Origin of the sequence: Ruminococcus sp. RTP21484sp1_RTP21277st1_D2_RTP21277_210401 (assembly GCF_040924225.1) — a bacterium.
Taxonomy (GTDB): domain Bacteria; phylum Bacillota; class Clostridia; order Lachnospirales; family Lachnospiraceae; genus Blautia_A; species Blautia_A faecis.
The window spans coordinates 82,804-97,388 of record NZ_JBCOMJ010000019.1 but is presented as its reverse complement, the minus strand read 5'-3'; the positions used below and the strand labels follow the sequence as shown (position 1 = coordinate 97,388).

Below are 14,585 nucleotides of genomic sequence, written 5' to 3'. Positions count from 1 at the left end.
GCGAGTGAGTAATACACATTGTCCAAATGCGTCCCTCCTGAAAAACTTTTCACCCTCCCAACACATTAAATAGCAACGTTACTCATTAATCAAAGAACTGTATCCCCATCAAGGTGAGTCCCTGCGCCGGTGCGGTAGGACCAGCAGCAGAACGGTCTTTGGCATCCAGGATTTTCTGCATGCGCTCCGGTGGATACTGTCCATTTCCGATTTCAATCAAGGTGCCGGAAATAATGCGGACCATATTATAGAGGAAACCAGTTCCCGAAACGCGAATCGTAACTATGTCACCATCACGGAAAACTTCAATTCCGGTAACCGTACGGATAGTTGTTTTCACCTGGGCTCCGGAGCCGCAGAAACTGGCAAAATCATGCCTTCCGATCAGGTAGGATGTTGCCTCTCTCATTTTGTCCACATCTAATTTGTAATGATAGAAATAGGAATAAAGCCGCTCAGTTGGTACCGGAAATTTGCGGTTCAGAATGCGATATTCATATGTTTTCTCACTGTCACAGTATCTTGGATGGAAGTCCGGTTCCACTTCTTCGGACATCTGAATCCGGATATCCTCCGGCAGACGCTGGTTCAGCGCATAAGAAATCTTCTCTCCCGGGATGCGGGTGTTGGTATCAAATACCGCTACGTTTCCAAAGGCGTGTACGCCTGCATCTGTACGACTGGCACCAATCGTTTCAATCTTTTCTCCCAGAAGCTCAGAAAGTGTATCATTCAACACTCCCTGTACTGTAATTCCATTGGGCTGTGTCTGCCAGCCACAATAATTCGTTCCATCATATGCTACAACAAGTCCAATTCGTTTCATCATCTTTCTCCTTGTGAAAATTCCCTCATCTGCATCCGTAGTCTATTTTAAGACTCTGAATACAGATGAGGGAACTATAACTTTTTAAATGGATGTTCAGTCGATTTAAATTCCAGCTGCCCTAAATCCAATTGCAACAGCCAGATACGCTGCCAAAATCACATATGCCATATGATCTCTTTTTTTATAACAAAGCGGTTTCATCTGGGTACGGTTATCGCCGCCATGATAGCATCTTGCTTCCATGGCCATGGCCAGATCATTTGCCCGTCGGAATGCGGAAATAAACAGCGGCACCAGAAGGGGAACCATGTTCTTCGCCTTCTGGATCAGATTCCCATTCTCGAAATCAGCTCCGCGGGCAATCTGCGCTTTCATAATCTTATCCGTTTCTTCCAGAAGAATAGGGATAAAACGTAGGGCGATCGACATCATCATAGCAATATCATGTACTGGTACATGAAGCTTATTCAGCGGGCGGAGCAGACGCTCCAGACCATCAGTCAGCTGGTTAGGCGTCGTCGTCAATGTCATAATGGAAGAACCGATCACCAGATAAACCAGTCGGATCGCCATAGTACCTGCCAGCACCAGACCTTCCTTTGTTACCTTAATAAATCCCAGCTTCCATACCACCTCACCAGGGGTAAGAATCATATTAAAAAATATGGTGATCAGAAGCAGCATGAAAATAGTCTTCAGACCTTTAAAAATAAACTTCACAGGAACCTTGGACAACAGGATTATTCCTGCAAGAAATATAGTAGCCACTGCATATCCTGCGAAGGTGTGGAACAAAAATACAGATACAATAAATCCAATGGTTCCTACCAGTTTGGTTCTTGGATCCAGCTTATGAATCACGGAATCTGCCGGATAATACTGTCCAATGGTAATATCTCTGATCATTCGTTTCTGCCTCCCTTCTTAAGAAGTGAAGGCTTCTGCTTCTTTAAAGCTTCCAGAATCGTATCCCTGGCTTCCTCCACAGTGGTAGCTGTGGTATCCACATTCAGGCCATTTTCGGAAAGCGCATGCATGATATAGGTGATCTGCGGTGCCGCAAGTCCCATTCCTTCCAGTTCCTTATAATGGGAAAATACATTCTTCGGTGTATCGTCAAATACCATTTCCCCATGATTCATAACGATCAGGCGTTCCACATATTTGGCAATGTCCTCCATGCTATGAGAAACCAGGATAATGGTAATTCCTCTCATCTTATGAAGAGCCACAATCTGATCCAGAATGTCATCTCTTCCCTGTGGGTCGAGCCCTGCAGTAGGCTCATCCAGGATCAGGATCTTCGGGTTCATTGCCAGAACACCTGCAATGGCAACCCGTTTCTTCTGGCCTCCTGAAAGCTCGAAAGGAGACTTGGTAAAATTCTCTTCCTTCACACCTACATGGGCAAGGGCCTTTTTTGCCTCTTCCTCAGCCTGCTCCCTGGAAAGTCCCTGATTCATAGGGCCAAAGCAAACATCTGCCAGAACTGTATTCTCAAACAGCTGGTGCTCCGGGTACTGAAATACCAGCCCCACCTCACTTCGAAGAGCCCGGCGGTTATAATTCTCCGCCCACACGTCTTCTCCATTATAAAGGATCTGACCGCTTGTAGGCTGGATCAAAGCATTAAAATGCTGGATCAAGGTTGATTTTCCACTTCCAGTATGACCAATCACACCAATGAACTGTCCATCCGGAATTACAAGATTTATATCTTTCAGGGCGTGGCTTTCATAAGCAGTACCCTGACTGTAAGTATAGGTCACGTTCTTAAGCTCTATCGACATAATGCACCCACCAATTCCTCTTTCGTCAGTATTCCTTCCGGAATGTCCACGCCAGCCTTGTGAAGCTCATGGGCGAGCAATGTCACCTGGGGTACATCCAGCCGGTATTTCTTCAGTGTCTCTACCTGGGAAAAAATTTCTCTTGGAGTTCCCTGCATTACCACATTTCCACCATCCATCACATAAACCTTGTTGGCATGGATCACTTCTTCCATATAATGGGTAATCAGGACAACGGTTACATTTTCTTTTTTATTGAGCTCGGAAACGGCTTTCAATACTTCTTTCCTGCCATTCGGGTCAAGCATTGCAGTTGGCTCGTCCAGTACAATACAGCTTGGACGCATCGCCACAACACCTGCGATGGCCACTCTTTGTTTCTGGCCTCCGGAAAGCTTGTTCGGAGACTGATAACGGTAAGCGGTCATTCCTGTCTTTTTCAGACTGTCATCCACACGCTTCCAGATTTCGTCTGTAGGTACTCCCATATTCTCAGGACCAAAGCCTACATCCTCTTCCACAACCGTACCAATGATCTGGTTGTCCGGATTCTGAAAAACCATCCCCGCTTTCTGGCGGATTTTCCACAGCTCCGGCTCCTTGGCTGTGTCCATATCATCCACCCACATGGTTCCCTCTGAAGGGATAAGCAATGCATTTATCTGCTTCGCCAATGTGGATTTTCCGGAACCATTGTGCCCCAGAACGGCCACAAAATCGCCGGCTTCAATGTCCAGGTTTACATCATTGACAGCACGCTGCGTTGCTTCCACATTGCCGTCCTCATCATACTTGAGATAGTCAAATCCCAGCTTGAATGCCTTGATAATTCCCATATTCTTTTTCCTCGTCTGTCAGGCCTTCAGCTCGTCCGTAGCTGCCGGAACTGCACCGGTCAACTCGTCCATTAACGCCCAGATTTCATCTTTTCCCTGCTTTGTCTCAGCGGAAAAAGGAATGATCTTACTGCCCGGGCGCAGCTTCAGTCCGTCCTTGATAGCCTTAATATTCTTCTGTACCTGACTTCTTTTCAGCTTATCCAGCTTGGTTGCAATAATGATCGGATTGTATCCGTTATTTACGATCCAGTCATACATCAGCTTATCATTTGCAGATGGATCGTGCCGGATGTCGATCAGGAGAAATACTGCCTTCAGGGTCTGTGAGGTATGAAGATAACGCTCGATCATCTTTCCCCACTTCGCCTTCTCGGTCTCCGGAACCTTGGCATATCCATAACCTGGAAGATCCACAAGGTACATAAAATCATTTACATTATAAAAATTGATAGTCTGTGTTTTTCCCGGCTGGGAACTTGTTCTTGCCAGCGCTTTTCGGTTCAGCAGACCGTTAATGAGGGAGGATTTTCCCACATTGGATTTCCCTGCAAAAGCAATTTCAGGTCTTCCTGTGTCTGGCAGTTTGCTGGTGATACCACAAACGATATCCAGTGAAACGTTTTTAATTACCATTTTTCCTACCTCTCATTTCAGGCAAGTGCCCGTTCCAGCACTTCATTCATATTTTCCACAAACGTGATCTTCAGTCCGTCTGTGATCTCCTCATCCAGTTCTTTGATATCCGGTTTATTGGACTTTGGAACCAGTACTTCTTTAATCTTGGCGTACTTAGCTGCAAGAAGCTTCTCTTTCAGTCCGCCGATTGGAAGTACACGACCTCTTAAGGTGATCTCACCAGTCATGGCAAGATCCGCTCTTACCGGCTTGTCAATAATGGCAGAAAGCATTGCAGTTGCCATGGTAATTCCGGCTGACGGACCGTCCTTTGGCACTGCCCCTTCCGGAATATGTACGTGAATGTCATTTTCCTGGAAAAATTCCTGATTGATTCCATATCTGGCTGCTACAGAGCGGATGTAGCTGATGCCCGCTGTTGCAGACTCCTTCATCACGTCTCCAAGCTGTCCGGTAAGCACAAATTCCCCTTTACCCGGCATAATATTTACTTCGATCTGAAGGGTATCACCGCCAACCTGTGTCCAGGCAAGACCTCTTGCGATACCAACCTCATCCTTTTTATTCGCCATCAGGTAATTGTATTTCTCCTGCCCCAGAAAGCTCTCAAGGTTCTTGCCAGTGACCGTTACCTTCTCTTTGCCATCTTCCATGATCAGACGTGCTGTCTTACGACAGATCTGACCGATGAGACGTTCCAGATTGCGGACACCGGCTTCCTTCGTATAATTATTGATGATTTTTCGAAGAGCGCCGCCCTGAATGGAAAGTTTGCCTTTCTCAATTCCATTGGCTTCCATTTGCTTGGGAATCAGATGCTCCTTTGCAATGTGCTCTTTCTCATTCTCCGTATAACCGCTGATCTCAATGACCTCCATTCGGTCAAGAAGCGGTCTTGGGATTCCCTGAATATCGTTGGCTGTTGCAATAAACAACACCTCTGAAAGATCCTGAGGAAGCTCCACATAATGGTCATTGAAATGACTGTTCTGCTCCGGATCCAACACCTCAAGAAGTGCAGAAGAAGTATCTCCCTTGTAATCACTGCTTGTCTTGTCAATTTCGTCCAGAAGCATAAGCGGATTGGCAACCTTTGCCTGCTGAAGGGCAACGGTAATCCTTCCCGGCATAGCACCCACATAAGTCTTTCTATGTCCGCGGATCTCAGCTTCATCCTTCACACCACCAAGACAGATACGGACATAACGTTTGCCAGTGGCTTCTGCAACAGATTTGGCAATAGAAGTCTTACCGGTTCCAGGAGGTCCCACAAGGCAAAGTATAGGAGATTTTCCTTTATGTGTCAGCTTACGTACAGACAGGAATTCCATAATACGCTCTTTTACATCCTTCAGACCATAATGACCTTCTTCAAGAATCTTCCAGGCTGTCTTCAGGTCTTCAGAATCTTCAGAGCACTTATCCCACGGAAGGGAAAGAAGTGTCTCAATATATCCCCGCAGAATGCTGCTCTCAGCGGCATTGGTGCTGGTGATTTTAAAGCGGCCGATTTCTTTGAAAATGCGATCCTTTACTTCCTGGGAAGCAGTAAGCTCTTTGGCTTTTCTGCGGAACTCCTCAGCCTCATCAGCAGTATTGTCCTCGCCAAGCTCCTCCCGTATCAGTTTCAGCTGTTCTCTCAAAATATATTCACGCTGGTTTTTATCCACGCGCTTTTTCAGTTTCTGCTGAAGGTCGTGGCTGATATCCAGCACATTGATCTCATTGCTCAAAATGGCACCAAGAAGCTCATATCTGTCTGTCAGTCTGGCTGCCTCCAGAAGCTTCTGTTTGCTCTGCCAGGAAAGAGGCAGATTAATTACGATCTGGTCGATCAGCTCCGGTGCTTTCTCTATATTCATGATCTGGGCAGCCAGTTCTTTTCCAATCTTTCCACCCTTAGCGCAATAAGTTTGGAACAGCTCCCTGATACTTCTGTACATTGCCTCCAGCATCGCCTGAGGCAGCTCCTCTTCTTCCTCATTAACAAGAACAGTCTCTGCTCTTAAATATGGTGTCTCCTGTTCCAGACCAAGAAGTTCTGCCCTTCTTTTTCCCTCAACAAGAACACGCAGCAGGTTGTCAGGAAGTTTCACAACCTGCTTAATATATGCAATAGTTCCTACCTGAAACAGCTGTACAAATCCAGGATCTTCAATCTGGGGATCCTTCTGGGTTACCAGAAAGATCTTCTGATCCTGAAACATTGCCGCTTCGATTGCCTTTTTGGAACGTTCCCTGCTTACATCGAAATGGATGATCATTCCCGGAAGAATGGTAGTTCCGCGAAGGGCAAGGGCAGGAAGTACATTGATTGGCTCACTCATTTGTAGTCAAATCCCTTCATCAGGCTGTTTCCGGAGTGCCCTTTTTGTGTGCACGCTGGCTTCTTCTGCCTGTATTTGCCGGATTCACCGGCTGTGCAGGAGCTTCCCCATGAACAATCTGAGGTTCACCAGTTCCCTCTACAGCTTCTTTTGTAATAATGCATTTACGAATGGTGTCGTCAGACGGAGTCTTATACATCAGATCCATAAGAGTGCTCTCCATGATCGCACGAAGTCCTCTGGCTCCGGTTTTACGTTCCATGGACTTTCTCGCCATAACACGAAGTGCTTCATCCTCAAAATCAAGCTCTACTCCATCAAGTTCAAACAGTTTATGGTACTGCTTGGTCAGTGCGTTCTTCGGCTCCTGAAGGATGCGAAGAAGTGCGTTTTCATCAAGTCCGTCTAAGGTTACCACTACAGGCACACGTCCTACAAACTCCGGAATCAGTCCATAACGGATCAGATCCTCAGGCATTACCTGCTTGAACAGTTCACCAACATTCTGTTCCTCTTTGGAAGCGACTTCTGCGCCAAAGCCAATTGCCTTGGTATCCTGTCTTCCCTCAATGATCTTCTCCAGACCGTCAAAGGCACCGCCACAGATAAACAGAATATTTGTAGTATCAATCTGGATGAATTCCTGATGCGGATGCTTTCTTCCACCCTGAGGAGGAACACTTGCAACAGTGCCTTCCAGAATTTTCAGAAGTGCCTGCTGTACACCCTCTCCGGAAACATCACGAGTGATGGAAACATTCTCTGATTTACGTGTGATCTTGTCGATCTCATCTATATAAATAATTCCGTACTGTGCTCTGTCAATATCATAATCAGCAGCCTGAATGATCTTCAGAAGAATATTCTCAACATCTTCACCTACATATCCTGCCTCTGTCAGGGTAGTGGCGTCTGCAATGGCAAACGGTACATTCAGAAGTCTTGCCAGTGTCTGGGCAAGAAGTGTCTTACCGGAACCAGTTGGTCCAAGCATAAGGATATTGCTCTTCTGAAGCTCTACATCCAGATTCCTGGAAGCAGTAACACGTTTGTAATGATTGTATACAGCAACAGAAAGTGCTTTCTTTGCCTCATCCTGTCCGATTACATAGTCGTCCAGAATTGCATGGATTTCCTCTGGTTTCATCAGATTGATCTCAGATCCAAGAATATCTTCCTGATCGTATCCTCCAAATTCTTCCTCCATGATCTCCGAGCAGATACCTACACACTCATCGCAGATGTAGGCACCATCCGGTCCGGCGATTAATTTGCGGACCTGATCCTCGGTTTTCTGGCAAAAGGAACATCTTACTTTTCCTTCTCTTATCTTTTCAGCCATGAATCTTTAACTTTTCCTTTCTTTTAAATAAAGCAACCTTATTCAGAGCTATTCTGAAAAAAGTTTTCTTTATTTCTTAAAATTTGAAATTATTCTGTAAAATATACCCATTTTACAAAATTATCCCATTTTACAAGATAAGACTCCTGTTAGTTCAGGAGTCTTTTCTTACAGTAGCATGCAAAAGAAAACTCCGGCTATTAGAGTTCAAAAAGCTCCAGGGGGATTTCTTTTGTTTTCAGTTTAGGCAGGAAACTTTATACTGGAAATACACAAATATACTACATCTTCATCAGTGTACACTCGGTTATCCAGTTACAGTTTTTCCCTATTTGTGGGTTACAACACCATCGATCAGACCATAAGCCAATGCTTCCTCTGCGGACATGTAATTGTCACGGTCTGTATCTTTCTCTACTACCTCAAGAGGCTGTCCGGTGTTTGCAGCCAGAATTTCATTTAATGTTCTCTTTGTCTTGGCAATGTGATCTGCCACGATCTGGATCTCAGTAGCCTGTCCCTGGGCTCCGCCAGATGGCTGATGGATCATGATCGTAGAATTCGGCAGTGCAAATCTCTTACCCTTTGTACCACCAGCAAGAAGGAATGCTCCCATGCTGGCAGCCATTCCCAGACAAATAGTGGAAACGTCGCACTTGATATACTGCATGGTATCGTAGATAGCCATACCAGCTGTCACGGAACCACCCGGGCTGTTGATATAAAGCTGGATATCCTTTCCAGGATCCTCTGCTTCCAGAAAAAGCAACTCAGCAACTACCAGACTGGCACTTACATCGTTTACTTCCTCTCCCAGGAAAATGATTCTGTCCTTCAGAAGCCTTGAATAGATGTCGTAGCTTCTCTCCCCTCTGCTTGTCTGCTCAATGACATAAGGCACTAAACTCATATATTCCCTCTTTTCTTATCAGATGCGCTCCCCTAGATCTGCATTATAATGCGCCAGAGAGCGCTTTCATAACAAAATAAATTTTCCCTCTTGGGATGTGCAGTTATCTGCCTGCTGATTATTCAGCGTCTGCTGCTTTCTCAACTTCAACTGCTGCATCAGCGATAACAGTAACAGCCTTCTGAACAGCCATATCTTTCTTCATCTGCTCAAGTCCGCTCTCACCGATAGCTTCTCTGATCTTGTCAGCTTCCATCTTGTAAGCATCTGCCATCTTCTGGATCTCTTCTGTGATCTCTTCTTCAGATGGCTGGATGTTCTCAGCCTCAGCTACTTTCTCAAGAACCAGTCTTGTCTGGATTCTCTTAAGAGCCTGTGGCTTCATGTCTTCCATCATCTTGTCCATGCTCTGTCCTGTGAACTGGAAGTACTGCTCCATGGATAATCCCTGCTGCTGCATTCTTCTGGAGAAATCGTCCATCATCTGACGGCACTCAGTCTTTGTCATAAGCTCCGGAATATCCATCTGTGCATTCTCGATTGCTTTATCTACTGCAGCGTTCTCTTTTGCAGTTCTTGCTTCTTTCTCTTTCTTCTCTGTCAGTTTCTTCTTAACATCTTCTTTGTACTCAGCAAGAGTATCAAACTCAGATACGTCTTTCGCAAACTCATCGTCAAGCTCCGGAACCTCTTTGGTCTCGATCTTCTTAACGTCACACTGGAATACAGCTTCCTTGCCAGCAAGCTCTTTTGCCTGATATTCCTCTGGGAAAGTAACCTTAACTTCTACATGGTCACCAGTGTTTGCTCCAACAAGCTGATCCTCGAATCCCGGGATAAATGTACCGGAACCAAGTGTAAGTGCGTAGTCAGTTCCTTTACCGCCTTCAAATGCAACACCATCAACAAATCCCTCGAAATCGATTGTTGTGATATCGCCGTTTGCAGCTGCACGATCCTCAACTGCAACTGTTCTTGCATTCTTATCCTGCTCTTTCTTAACCTCAGCGTCAACTTCCTCGTCTGTTACAGTGATCTCAGACTTCGGAACCTCTACACCCTTGTAATCTCCAAGAGTAACCTCTGGTTTCACAGCTACATCAGCTGTGAAGATAAGAGCTTTACCTGGCTCCATCTGTGTAACATTGATCTCCGGCTGGGAAACGATCTCAAGATCGCACTCGCCAAGAGCTTTTGTATACTCCTGTGGTACAAGAGAATTAACAGCGTCTTCCATGAATACACCCTTGCCATACATGCTCTCGATCATCTTTCTCGGAGCTTTTCCTTTACGGAATCCTGGAAGGCTGATTCTGCTTTTCTGTTTCTGGTAAGCTTTCTCCATTGCTTTGTCTAAATCTTCAGCGGAAACTTCGATGGTAAGCTTCGCCATGTTTTTCTCTAATTTCTCCACCTGTAAACTCATTTTCGTGTTCCTCCTTAATATTCTCAGGTAAAATGTCAGGTCCAATGCATTGACATTGTCCATTTCTTAATAATGATACCGCAGATGATAACCGGAAAGTCCAAAACAGGTTCCTGTCACTGCGATCCTTCTGCGGTTATAAATGCGCAGGGTTTCCCCCTATTATTACAGTCATTGTAGAAGTATAGCACAACCAAATTAAAAACGCCAGTGTTTTTTATGGTTTTCCCTGTTATTCCTAAAAAATTAGGGTTTTTTATAATATTTTTTACTTATAAACTACGGATTCTGCAATCTGGTCTGCTTTTTCCTGTCCAAGGAGCTGGGAAATCAGGGAAAGGGAAAAGTCAATTGCAGTTCCAAGTCCACGGCTTGTAGTAATGTTTCCATCAATTACAACCTTTTCTTCAGACTTCACAGCATCTCCAAGACCGTCCATGCAGGCCGGGTATGCAGTGGCCTTCTTTCCATGTAAAAGTCCGATTTCTGCAAAAACAGTAGGTGCCGCGCAGATGGCTGCGATCTTACCTCCATTATTATAGAAGCTTTTAACCAGATCGGTAAGTGGCTCGAATCCTCCAAGATAAGTGGTTCCAGGTTGTCCGCCCGGGAGAACCAGCATGTCTGCGTCGGAGAAATCCGCCTCACGGAAGGTGGTATCGGTCAGCATGGTAATTCCATGGGCTGTGGTGATCTGTTTGGTGTTTTTAATAGAAACGGTTGTAATAGTGATTCCTGCTCTTCGCATAAGATCAACTACAGTTAAGCCTTCAATGTCTTCAAAACCGTCGGCGAGGAAGATGTATACTTTTTTGCTCATAGTGGAACCTCCTGATTCATTTTCACAATTATTTACTTATAGTTACTGCTCACTGGTAATATTCCGCGAGGTGTTTTTTGTAGGCAAAGCTCACATTTTCTTTCCTTTATCAGCAGCTCCCTGCAATGCTTCAAACACAGCACTGCGGAAACCATTTTTTTCCAGGATACGCACACCCTCAATGGTCGTTCCTGCCGGGGAGCATACCATATCCTTCAGTTCTCCCGGATGCATGCCTGTCTCCAGAAGCAGCTTCGCACTTCCAAGTACAGCCTGGGCAGCAAACTGATAGGCCTGTTTTCTTGGCATTCCCTGTGCCACAGCGGCATCTGCCATTGCTTCAATAAACATAAATACATAAGCCGGAGAGCACCCACTGACTGCGCTGACTGCGTCCATCAGCCTTTCTGGTACCACCTCTGTGCGACCGAAGCTGTTTGTAATGGCAAGAATCTGATCCAGATCCTCTTCTGTTACCCGATCATTGACACAGGCACCTGTCATTCCTGCCCCTACCTGTGCCGGGGTATTCGGCATAAGACGTACCACCTTTAACGGCTGCTCACATTTTTCTTCCAGCCATGCAAGAGTTTTACCGGGCGCAATTCCTACGATCATATGCTGTGGTGTCAGGAAATTTTTAATTTCACCGATTACCTCCTCATAGAATTGAGGCTTTACTGCTAATATAACAATATTTGCATTTTTCACAACTTCACAATTATCCAGAGTTGTCACAACTCCAAGTTTTTCCTGACTTCTTCTACTTCCTTCTTCTGTGAGATTTGAAACAATAATCTCATTTTTTTCAAACACACCATTTTTCAGGATTCCGCCGATCATTGCAGAACCCATATTTCCACATCCGATAAATCCGATTTTCATATCTTCTGCTCCTTTCATGTAGGTCGTTGTTTAGAGCGTGTTTGAAAAAGGCTTTCTGCAAGATGTGCGTCACGATTTGTGGGAGATTTTGCCCGGATGAGGGCGCCGTAGCGGGCTACGGCAACCGAATTCGGGCAAAATATACCGCAAAGTGGGGCGTGCAGATTGCGGGAATGATTTTTCAAACAGGCTCTAGTTAAGGTTCATTATAAAATAAAAATTTTATCTCTTTTTCCCTTTACTTAAGGTACTGTTGTGATACTCTGTGGAATACGTCACATCCTCCCCGAACCACTTTGGCGGCTGGTAAGCGTGGGCGGCTTCTTCGGTGGGGAATTCCACTTCTGCCAGGAGAAGACCTTCGTAGGGGGCTTTGAATACGTCCAGTTCAATGGATAAACCGTCTTTCTCAGGAATCACATAACGTACCTTGGAGATCACGATTCCGTCTGCTTTGGGTTTTAAGTGCTCATAAGCTTCTTTTGTCAGCGGCAGATTGTATTCCTCTCTTGCCAGCAGTCCCTTTGATTTATAAGTCAGATAGTAATTGTCATTAGATTTGCGGATCCGCACTACCGGCTCTGTGCACAGATAGCCCTGCTCAATTACCTTGCTTGGATACTGCTCCAGGTTTTCCGGAAGGTTTTCTCTCTTAATGAGAAACTTTCTCTCAATTTCCAACTTAGTTTCCTCCTCATGTTTTTTATGAAAAGCACGAACTTTTCAGCTCTCCGTATATACAAAATTGAGGGCAAACACCCTTGCCCTCAATTTTACTCTTCTACCTTTTTTTATGCAACAACTGATTAAATATTAAATTTATTCCATTTTCTCTTCCAACGGATCCGGGGTCCAGTTTTTCCTTCCGAATCTGGTCGCCAGAGTCAGCATTTCCTTCTGCAATTCTTTGCTGAACTGTCCTTCTTTCAGGCGCCACTTCCAGTTTGTTCCCAGAGTGGATGGCTGATTAATGCGGGCTGAATTATCAAGCTGCAGATAATCCTGAATCGGAATAATACATCTTCCGGCTACACTTCCCATAACCAGACGGATCATATTCCGGCAGATGCCTTTCTCATCATCGTGGAAGTTCCACAGATATTCCCGAACCATATGACGCTCCTCAGGAGTAATATCCCCATACCAGCCAAGCAGTGTCTCATTGTCGTGGGTTCCGGTATAAACCACACAGTTATTTGTGTAGTTATGAGGCAGATAATCACTGGCATTTCCAGTATCCCGCTCATCAAAGGCAAACTCGATTACCTTCATGTTTGGATAACCACTCTCCTCCACAAGACGCTTCACAGAATCAGTCATGAAACCAAGGTCCTCAGCAATAATGTCCTTGTGTCCCAACCGATAGGAAACGGTACGGAAAAGATCCATTCCAGGTCCTTTTTCCCACCAGCCGCGTTTTGCATCCTTATCACCATATGGAATCGCATAATATTCATCAAATCCACGGAAATGATCAATGCGGACAACATCATACATATTAAAGCAATGTGCCAGACGTTTGATCCACCACTCGAATCCGGTATTTTTATGCACATCCCATCTGTACAGCGGATTTCCCCAAAGCTGTCCTGTTGCAGAAAATCCATCTGGCGGACATCCGGCTACCTGTGTAGGCTCGTTATTTTCATCCAGTTTGAAAAGTCCTGGATTTGCCCAGGTATCTGCGCTGTCCATGGCAACATAGATCGGAATATCTCCGATAATACGAATTCCTCTTCTGTTTGCATACGCTTTCAGTTTCGCCCACTGTTCATAAAATTTGAACTGCATATACTCCTGGAATTCAATTTCAAAATACAGTTCTTTTCTGTAATAATCCAGTGCATTATTCCAGCGAAGACGGATGTCCTCCGCCCATTCTGTCCACGGAATTCCCTCAAAACGATCCTTCACCGCCATAAAAAGTGCATAATCGCCAAGCCAATGCGCCTGCTCCTGCTGGAATCTTACAAAGTCAGGATTTTTGGAAATATCGCTTCTCTCATAGGCTTTACGAAGAAGTTTGTATCGTCCTTTGTAAATTTTCTCATAATCCACATCATCTTCCCTGGAACCGAAATCCACAGCATCACACTCTTTTTCCGTAAGCACTCCCTCTTCGATCAGGTCTTCCAGACTGATAAAATAAGGATTTCCTGCAAAGGTGGAAAAAGACTGATAAGGTGAATCACCGTAGCTGGTTGGTCCAAGGGGCAGAATCTGCCAACAGCCCTGTCCGGCTGCCTTCAACTGATCCACAAACTCATAGGCACTTTTTGAAAAACATCCAATTCCGTATTTTGAAGGCAGACTACTGATTGGAAGCAGCACGCCACATTCTCTCTGATTTCCCATTTTTTCCTCCCTGTTCAAAAGCATCATACTTTAGCATATATTGTTACACTTATTACAGTTTAACATACATGTTTATATCATGCCACAATTCATGTACTTAAATCAATATCATTTTTTCAAGAAATATAGTGTTTTTTCTAATAATAATGATATTTCTTTTTATTCTTCACCAGACAGGACACAGAACCGGTCAATCCCAGAGCTTCTGCCATATGCGTTTTCTCTCCTTTTTGCTTTCCCGATCTGTAAAGCAGCACAAAAAATCCGAAATCGGACCTTTTTTAATAGATTTAGTCCGATTTCGGATTATGATCAAGACATAGAAACAAACTGCTTACATGCATTCAGCTTAGATTTAGCAAACCAAATTTTATACATGTAAGCTATATTGTACCTTTCGCTTATTTAATAAATAGTTATTTAATA

At 44.7% G+C, this 14,585-nt stretch carries 14 protein-coding genes and 1 pseudogene; 1 reads left to right on the top strand and 14 read right to left on the bottom strand.

The features are described 5' to 3' along the window. Positions 1-85: 85 nt before the first annotated feature. From truA to AB5706_RS13650, 12 genes and pseudogenes are all read right to left on the bottom strand, one after another. Complete coding sequence (gene truA, locus AB5706_RS13705) at positions 86-829, bottom strand: tRNA pseudouridine(38-40) synthase TruA (RefSeq protein ID WP_330602731.1); 744 nt, start codon at positions 827-829, stop codon at positions 86-88. A 102-nt stretch (positions 830-931) separates the two neighbouring features. Next, positions 932-1,735: an energy-coupling factor transporter transmembrane protein EcfT gene (locus AB5706_RS13700; protein WP_368366133.1), complete on the bottom strand. Its 804-nt coding sequence runs from the start codon at positions 1,733-1,735 to the stop codon at positions 932-934. Then, positions 1,732-2,619, bottom strand: a complete 888-nt coding sequence (locus tag AB5706_RS13695; protein WP_173717244.1) for an energy-coupling factor transporter ATPase — start codon at positions 2,617-2,619, stop codon at positions 1,732-1,734. The genes AB5706_RS13700 and AB5706_RS13695 overlap by 4 nt, the downstream gene beginning before the upstream one ends. Further along, positions 2,610-3,455 (bottom strand): energy-coupling factor transporter ATPase, encoded by an 846-nt coding sequence (locus tag AB5706_RS13690; RefSeq protein WP_118582720.1) that lies wholly within the window; start codon positions 3,453-3,455, stop codon positions 2,610-2,612. The genes AB5706_RS13695 and AB5706_RS13690 overlap by 10 nt, the downstream gene beginning before the upstream one ends. Before the next feature lie 18 nt (positions 3,456-3,473). Then, positions 3,474-4,091, bottom strand: coding sequence for a ribosome biogenesis GTP-binding protein YihA/YsxC (gene yihA / locus AB5706_RS13685; RefSeq protein ID WP_118582717.1), 618 nt, complete (start codon positions 4,089-4,091; stop codon positions 3,474-3,476). Positions 4,092-4,108: 17 nt separating this feature from the next. Next, complete coding sequence (lon, locus tag AB5706_RS13680) at positions 4,109-6,421, bottom strand: endopeptidase La (protein WP_173717245.1); 2,313 nt, start codon at positions 6,419-6,421, stop codon at positions 4,109-4,111. A gap of 19 nt (positions 6,422-6,440) precedes the next feature. Next, positions 6,441-7,763 carry an ATP-dependent Clp protease ATP-binding subunit ClpX gene (gene clpX, locus AB5706_RS13675; protein ID WP_118582711.1) on the bottom strand — a complete coding sequence of 441 codons (1,323 nt, stop codon included), beginning with the start codon at positions 7,761-7,763 and terminating at the stop codon, positions 6,441-6,443. A 328-nt stretch (positions 7,764-8,091) separates the two neighbouring features. Continuing rightward, a complete protein-coding gene (gene clpP / locus AB5706_RS13670; protein WP_118582708.1) occupies positions 8,092-8,673 on the bottom strand; it encodes an ATP-dependent Clp endopeptidase proteolytic subunit ClpP in 582 nt (193 codons plus the stop codon). Between the two features lie 118 nt (positions 8,674-8,791). Continuing rightward, the gene (tig, locus tag AB5706_RS13665; protein ID WP_118582705.1) at positions 8,792-10,099 is read right to left on the bottom strand and encodes a trigger factor; all 1,308 of its coding nucleotides are present in this window, start codon (positions 10,097-10,099) and stop codon (positions 8,792-8,794) included. Between the two features lie 268 nt (positions 10,100-10,367). Continuing rightward, entirely contained in the window at positions 10,368-10,919 is a 552-nt protein-coding gene (locus AB5706_RS13660; protein ID WP_173719368.1) for a DJ-1 family glyoxalase III, read from the bottom strand. Positions 10,920-11,009: 90 nt separating this feature from the next. After that, positions 11,010-11,804, bottom strand: a complete 795-nt coding sequence (gene proC, locus AB5706_RS13655) for a pyrroline-5-carboxylate reductase (RefSeq protein ID WP_173719367.1) — start codon at positions 11,802-11,804, stop codon at positions 11,010-11,012. Positions 11,805-11,818: 14 nt separating this feature from the next. Continuing rightward, positions 11,819-11,929, bottom strand: a pseudogene (locus AB5706_RS13650) (DUF6783 domain-containing protein); the annotation flags it as partial. On the opposite strand from AB5706_RS13650, the gene AB5706_RS13645 reads away from it, so the two are divergent. Beyond that, positions 11,879-12,004 carry a DUF6783 domain-containing protein gene (locus tag AB5706_RS13645; protein ID WP_308768445.1) on the top strand — a complete coding sequence of 42 codons (126 nt, stop codon included), beginning with the start codon at positions 11,879-11,881 and terminating at the stop codon, positions 12,002-12,004. The pseudogene AB5706_RS13650 and the gene AB5706_RS13645 sit on opposite strands and share 51 nt — an antisense overlap. A gap of 22 nt (positions 12,005-12,026) precedes the next feature. Here AB5706_RS13645 and AB5706_RS13640 read toward each other — a convergent pair whose 3' ends face one another. Beyond that, on the bottom strand, positions 12,027-12,485 hold the full coding sequence (locus AB5706_RS13640) for a CYTH domain-containing protein (protein ID WP_173719366.1): 459 nt from the start codon (positions 12,483-12,485) through the stop codon (positions 12,027-12,029). A gap of 138 nt (positions 12,486-12,623) precedes the next feature. After that, positions 12,624-14,159 (bottom strand): 4-alpha-glucanotransferase, encoded by a 1,536-nt coding sequence (gene malQ, locus AB5706_RS13635; RefSeq protein WP_173719365.1) that lies wholly within the window; start codon positions 14,157-14,159, stop codon positions 12,624-12,626. Positions 14,160-14,585: the final 426 nt, after the last annotated feature.

Coding starts and splice junctions, on each gene's coding strand:
- lon (WP_173717245.1), bottom strand. CDS start 6,421: ATGAGTGAGCCAATCAATGTACTTCCTGCCCTTGCCCTTCGCGGAACT.
- AB5706_RS13695 (WP_173717244.1), bottom strand. CDS start 2,619: ATGTCGATAGAGCTTAAGAACGTGACCTATACTTACAGTCAGGGTACT.
- AB5706_RS13700 (WP_368366133.1), bottom strand. CDS start 1,735: ATGATCAGAGATATTACCATTGGACAGTATTATCCGGCAGATTCCGTG.
- AB5706_RS13690 (WP_118582720.1), bottom strand. CDS start 3,455: ATGGGAATTATCAAGGCATTCAAGCTGGGATTTGACTATCTCAAGTAT.
- tig (WP_118582705.1), bottom strand. CDS start 10,099: ATGAGTTTACAGGTGGAGAAATTAGAGAAAAACATGGCGAAGCTTACC.
- clpP (WP_118582708.1), bottom strand. CDS start 8,673: ATGAGTTTAGTGCCTTATGTCATTGAGCAGACAAGCAGAGGGGAGAGA.
- truA (WP_330602731.1), bottom strand. CDS start 829: ATGATGAAACGAATTGGACTTGTTGTAGCATATGATGGAACGAATTAT.
- clpX (WP_118582711.1), bottom strand. CDS start 7,763: ATGGCTGAAAAGATAAGAGAAGGAAAAGTAAGATGTTCCTTTTGCCAG.
- yihA (WP_118582717.1), bottom strand. CDS start 4,091: ATGGTAATTAAAAACGTTTCACTGGATATCGTTTGTGGTATCACCAGC.
- malQ (WP_173719365.1), bottom strand. CDS start 14,159: ATGGGAAATCAGAGAGAATGTGGCGTGCTGCTTCCAATCAGTAGTCTG.
- proC (WP_173719367.1), bottom strand. CDS start 11,804: ATGAAAATCGGATTTATCGGATGTGGAAATATGGGTTCTGCAATGATC.
- AB5706_RS13660 (WP_173719368.1), bottom strand. CDS start 10,919: ATGAGCAAAAAAGTATACATCTTCCTCGCCGACGGTTTTGAAGACATT.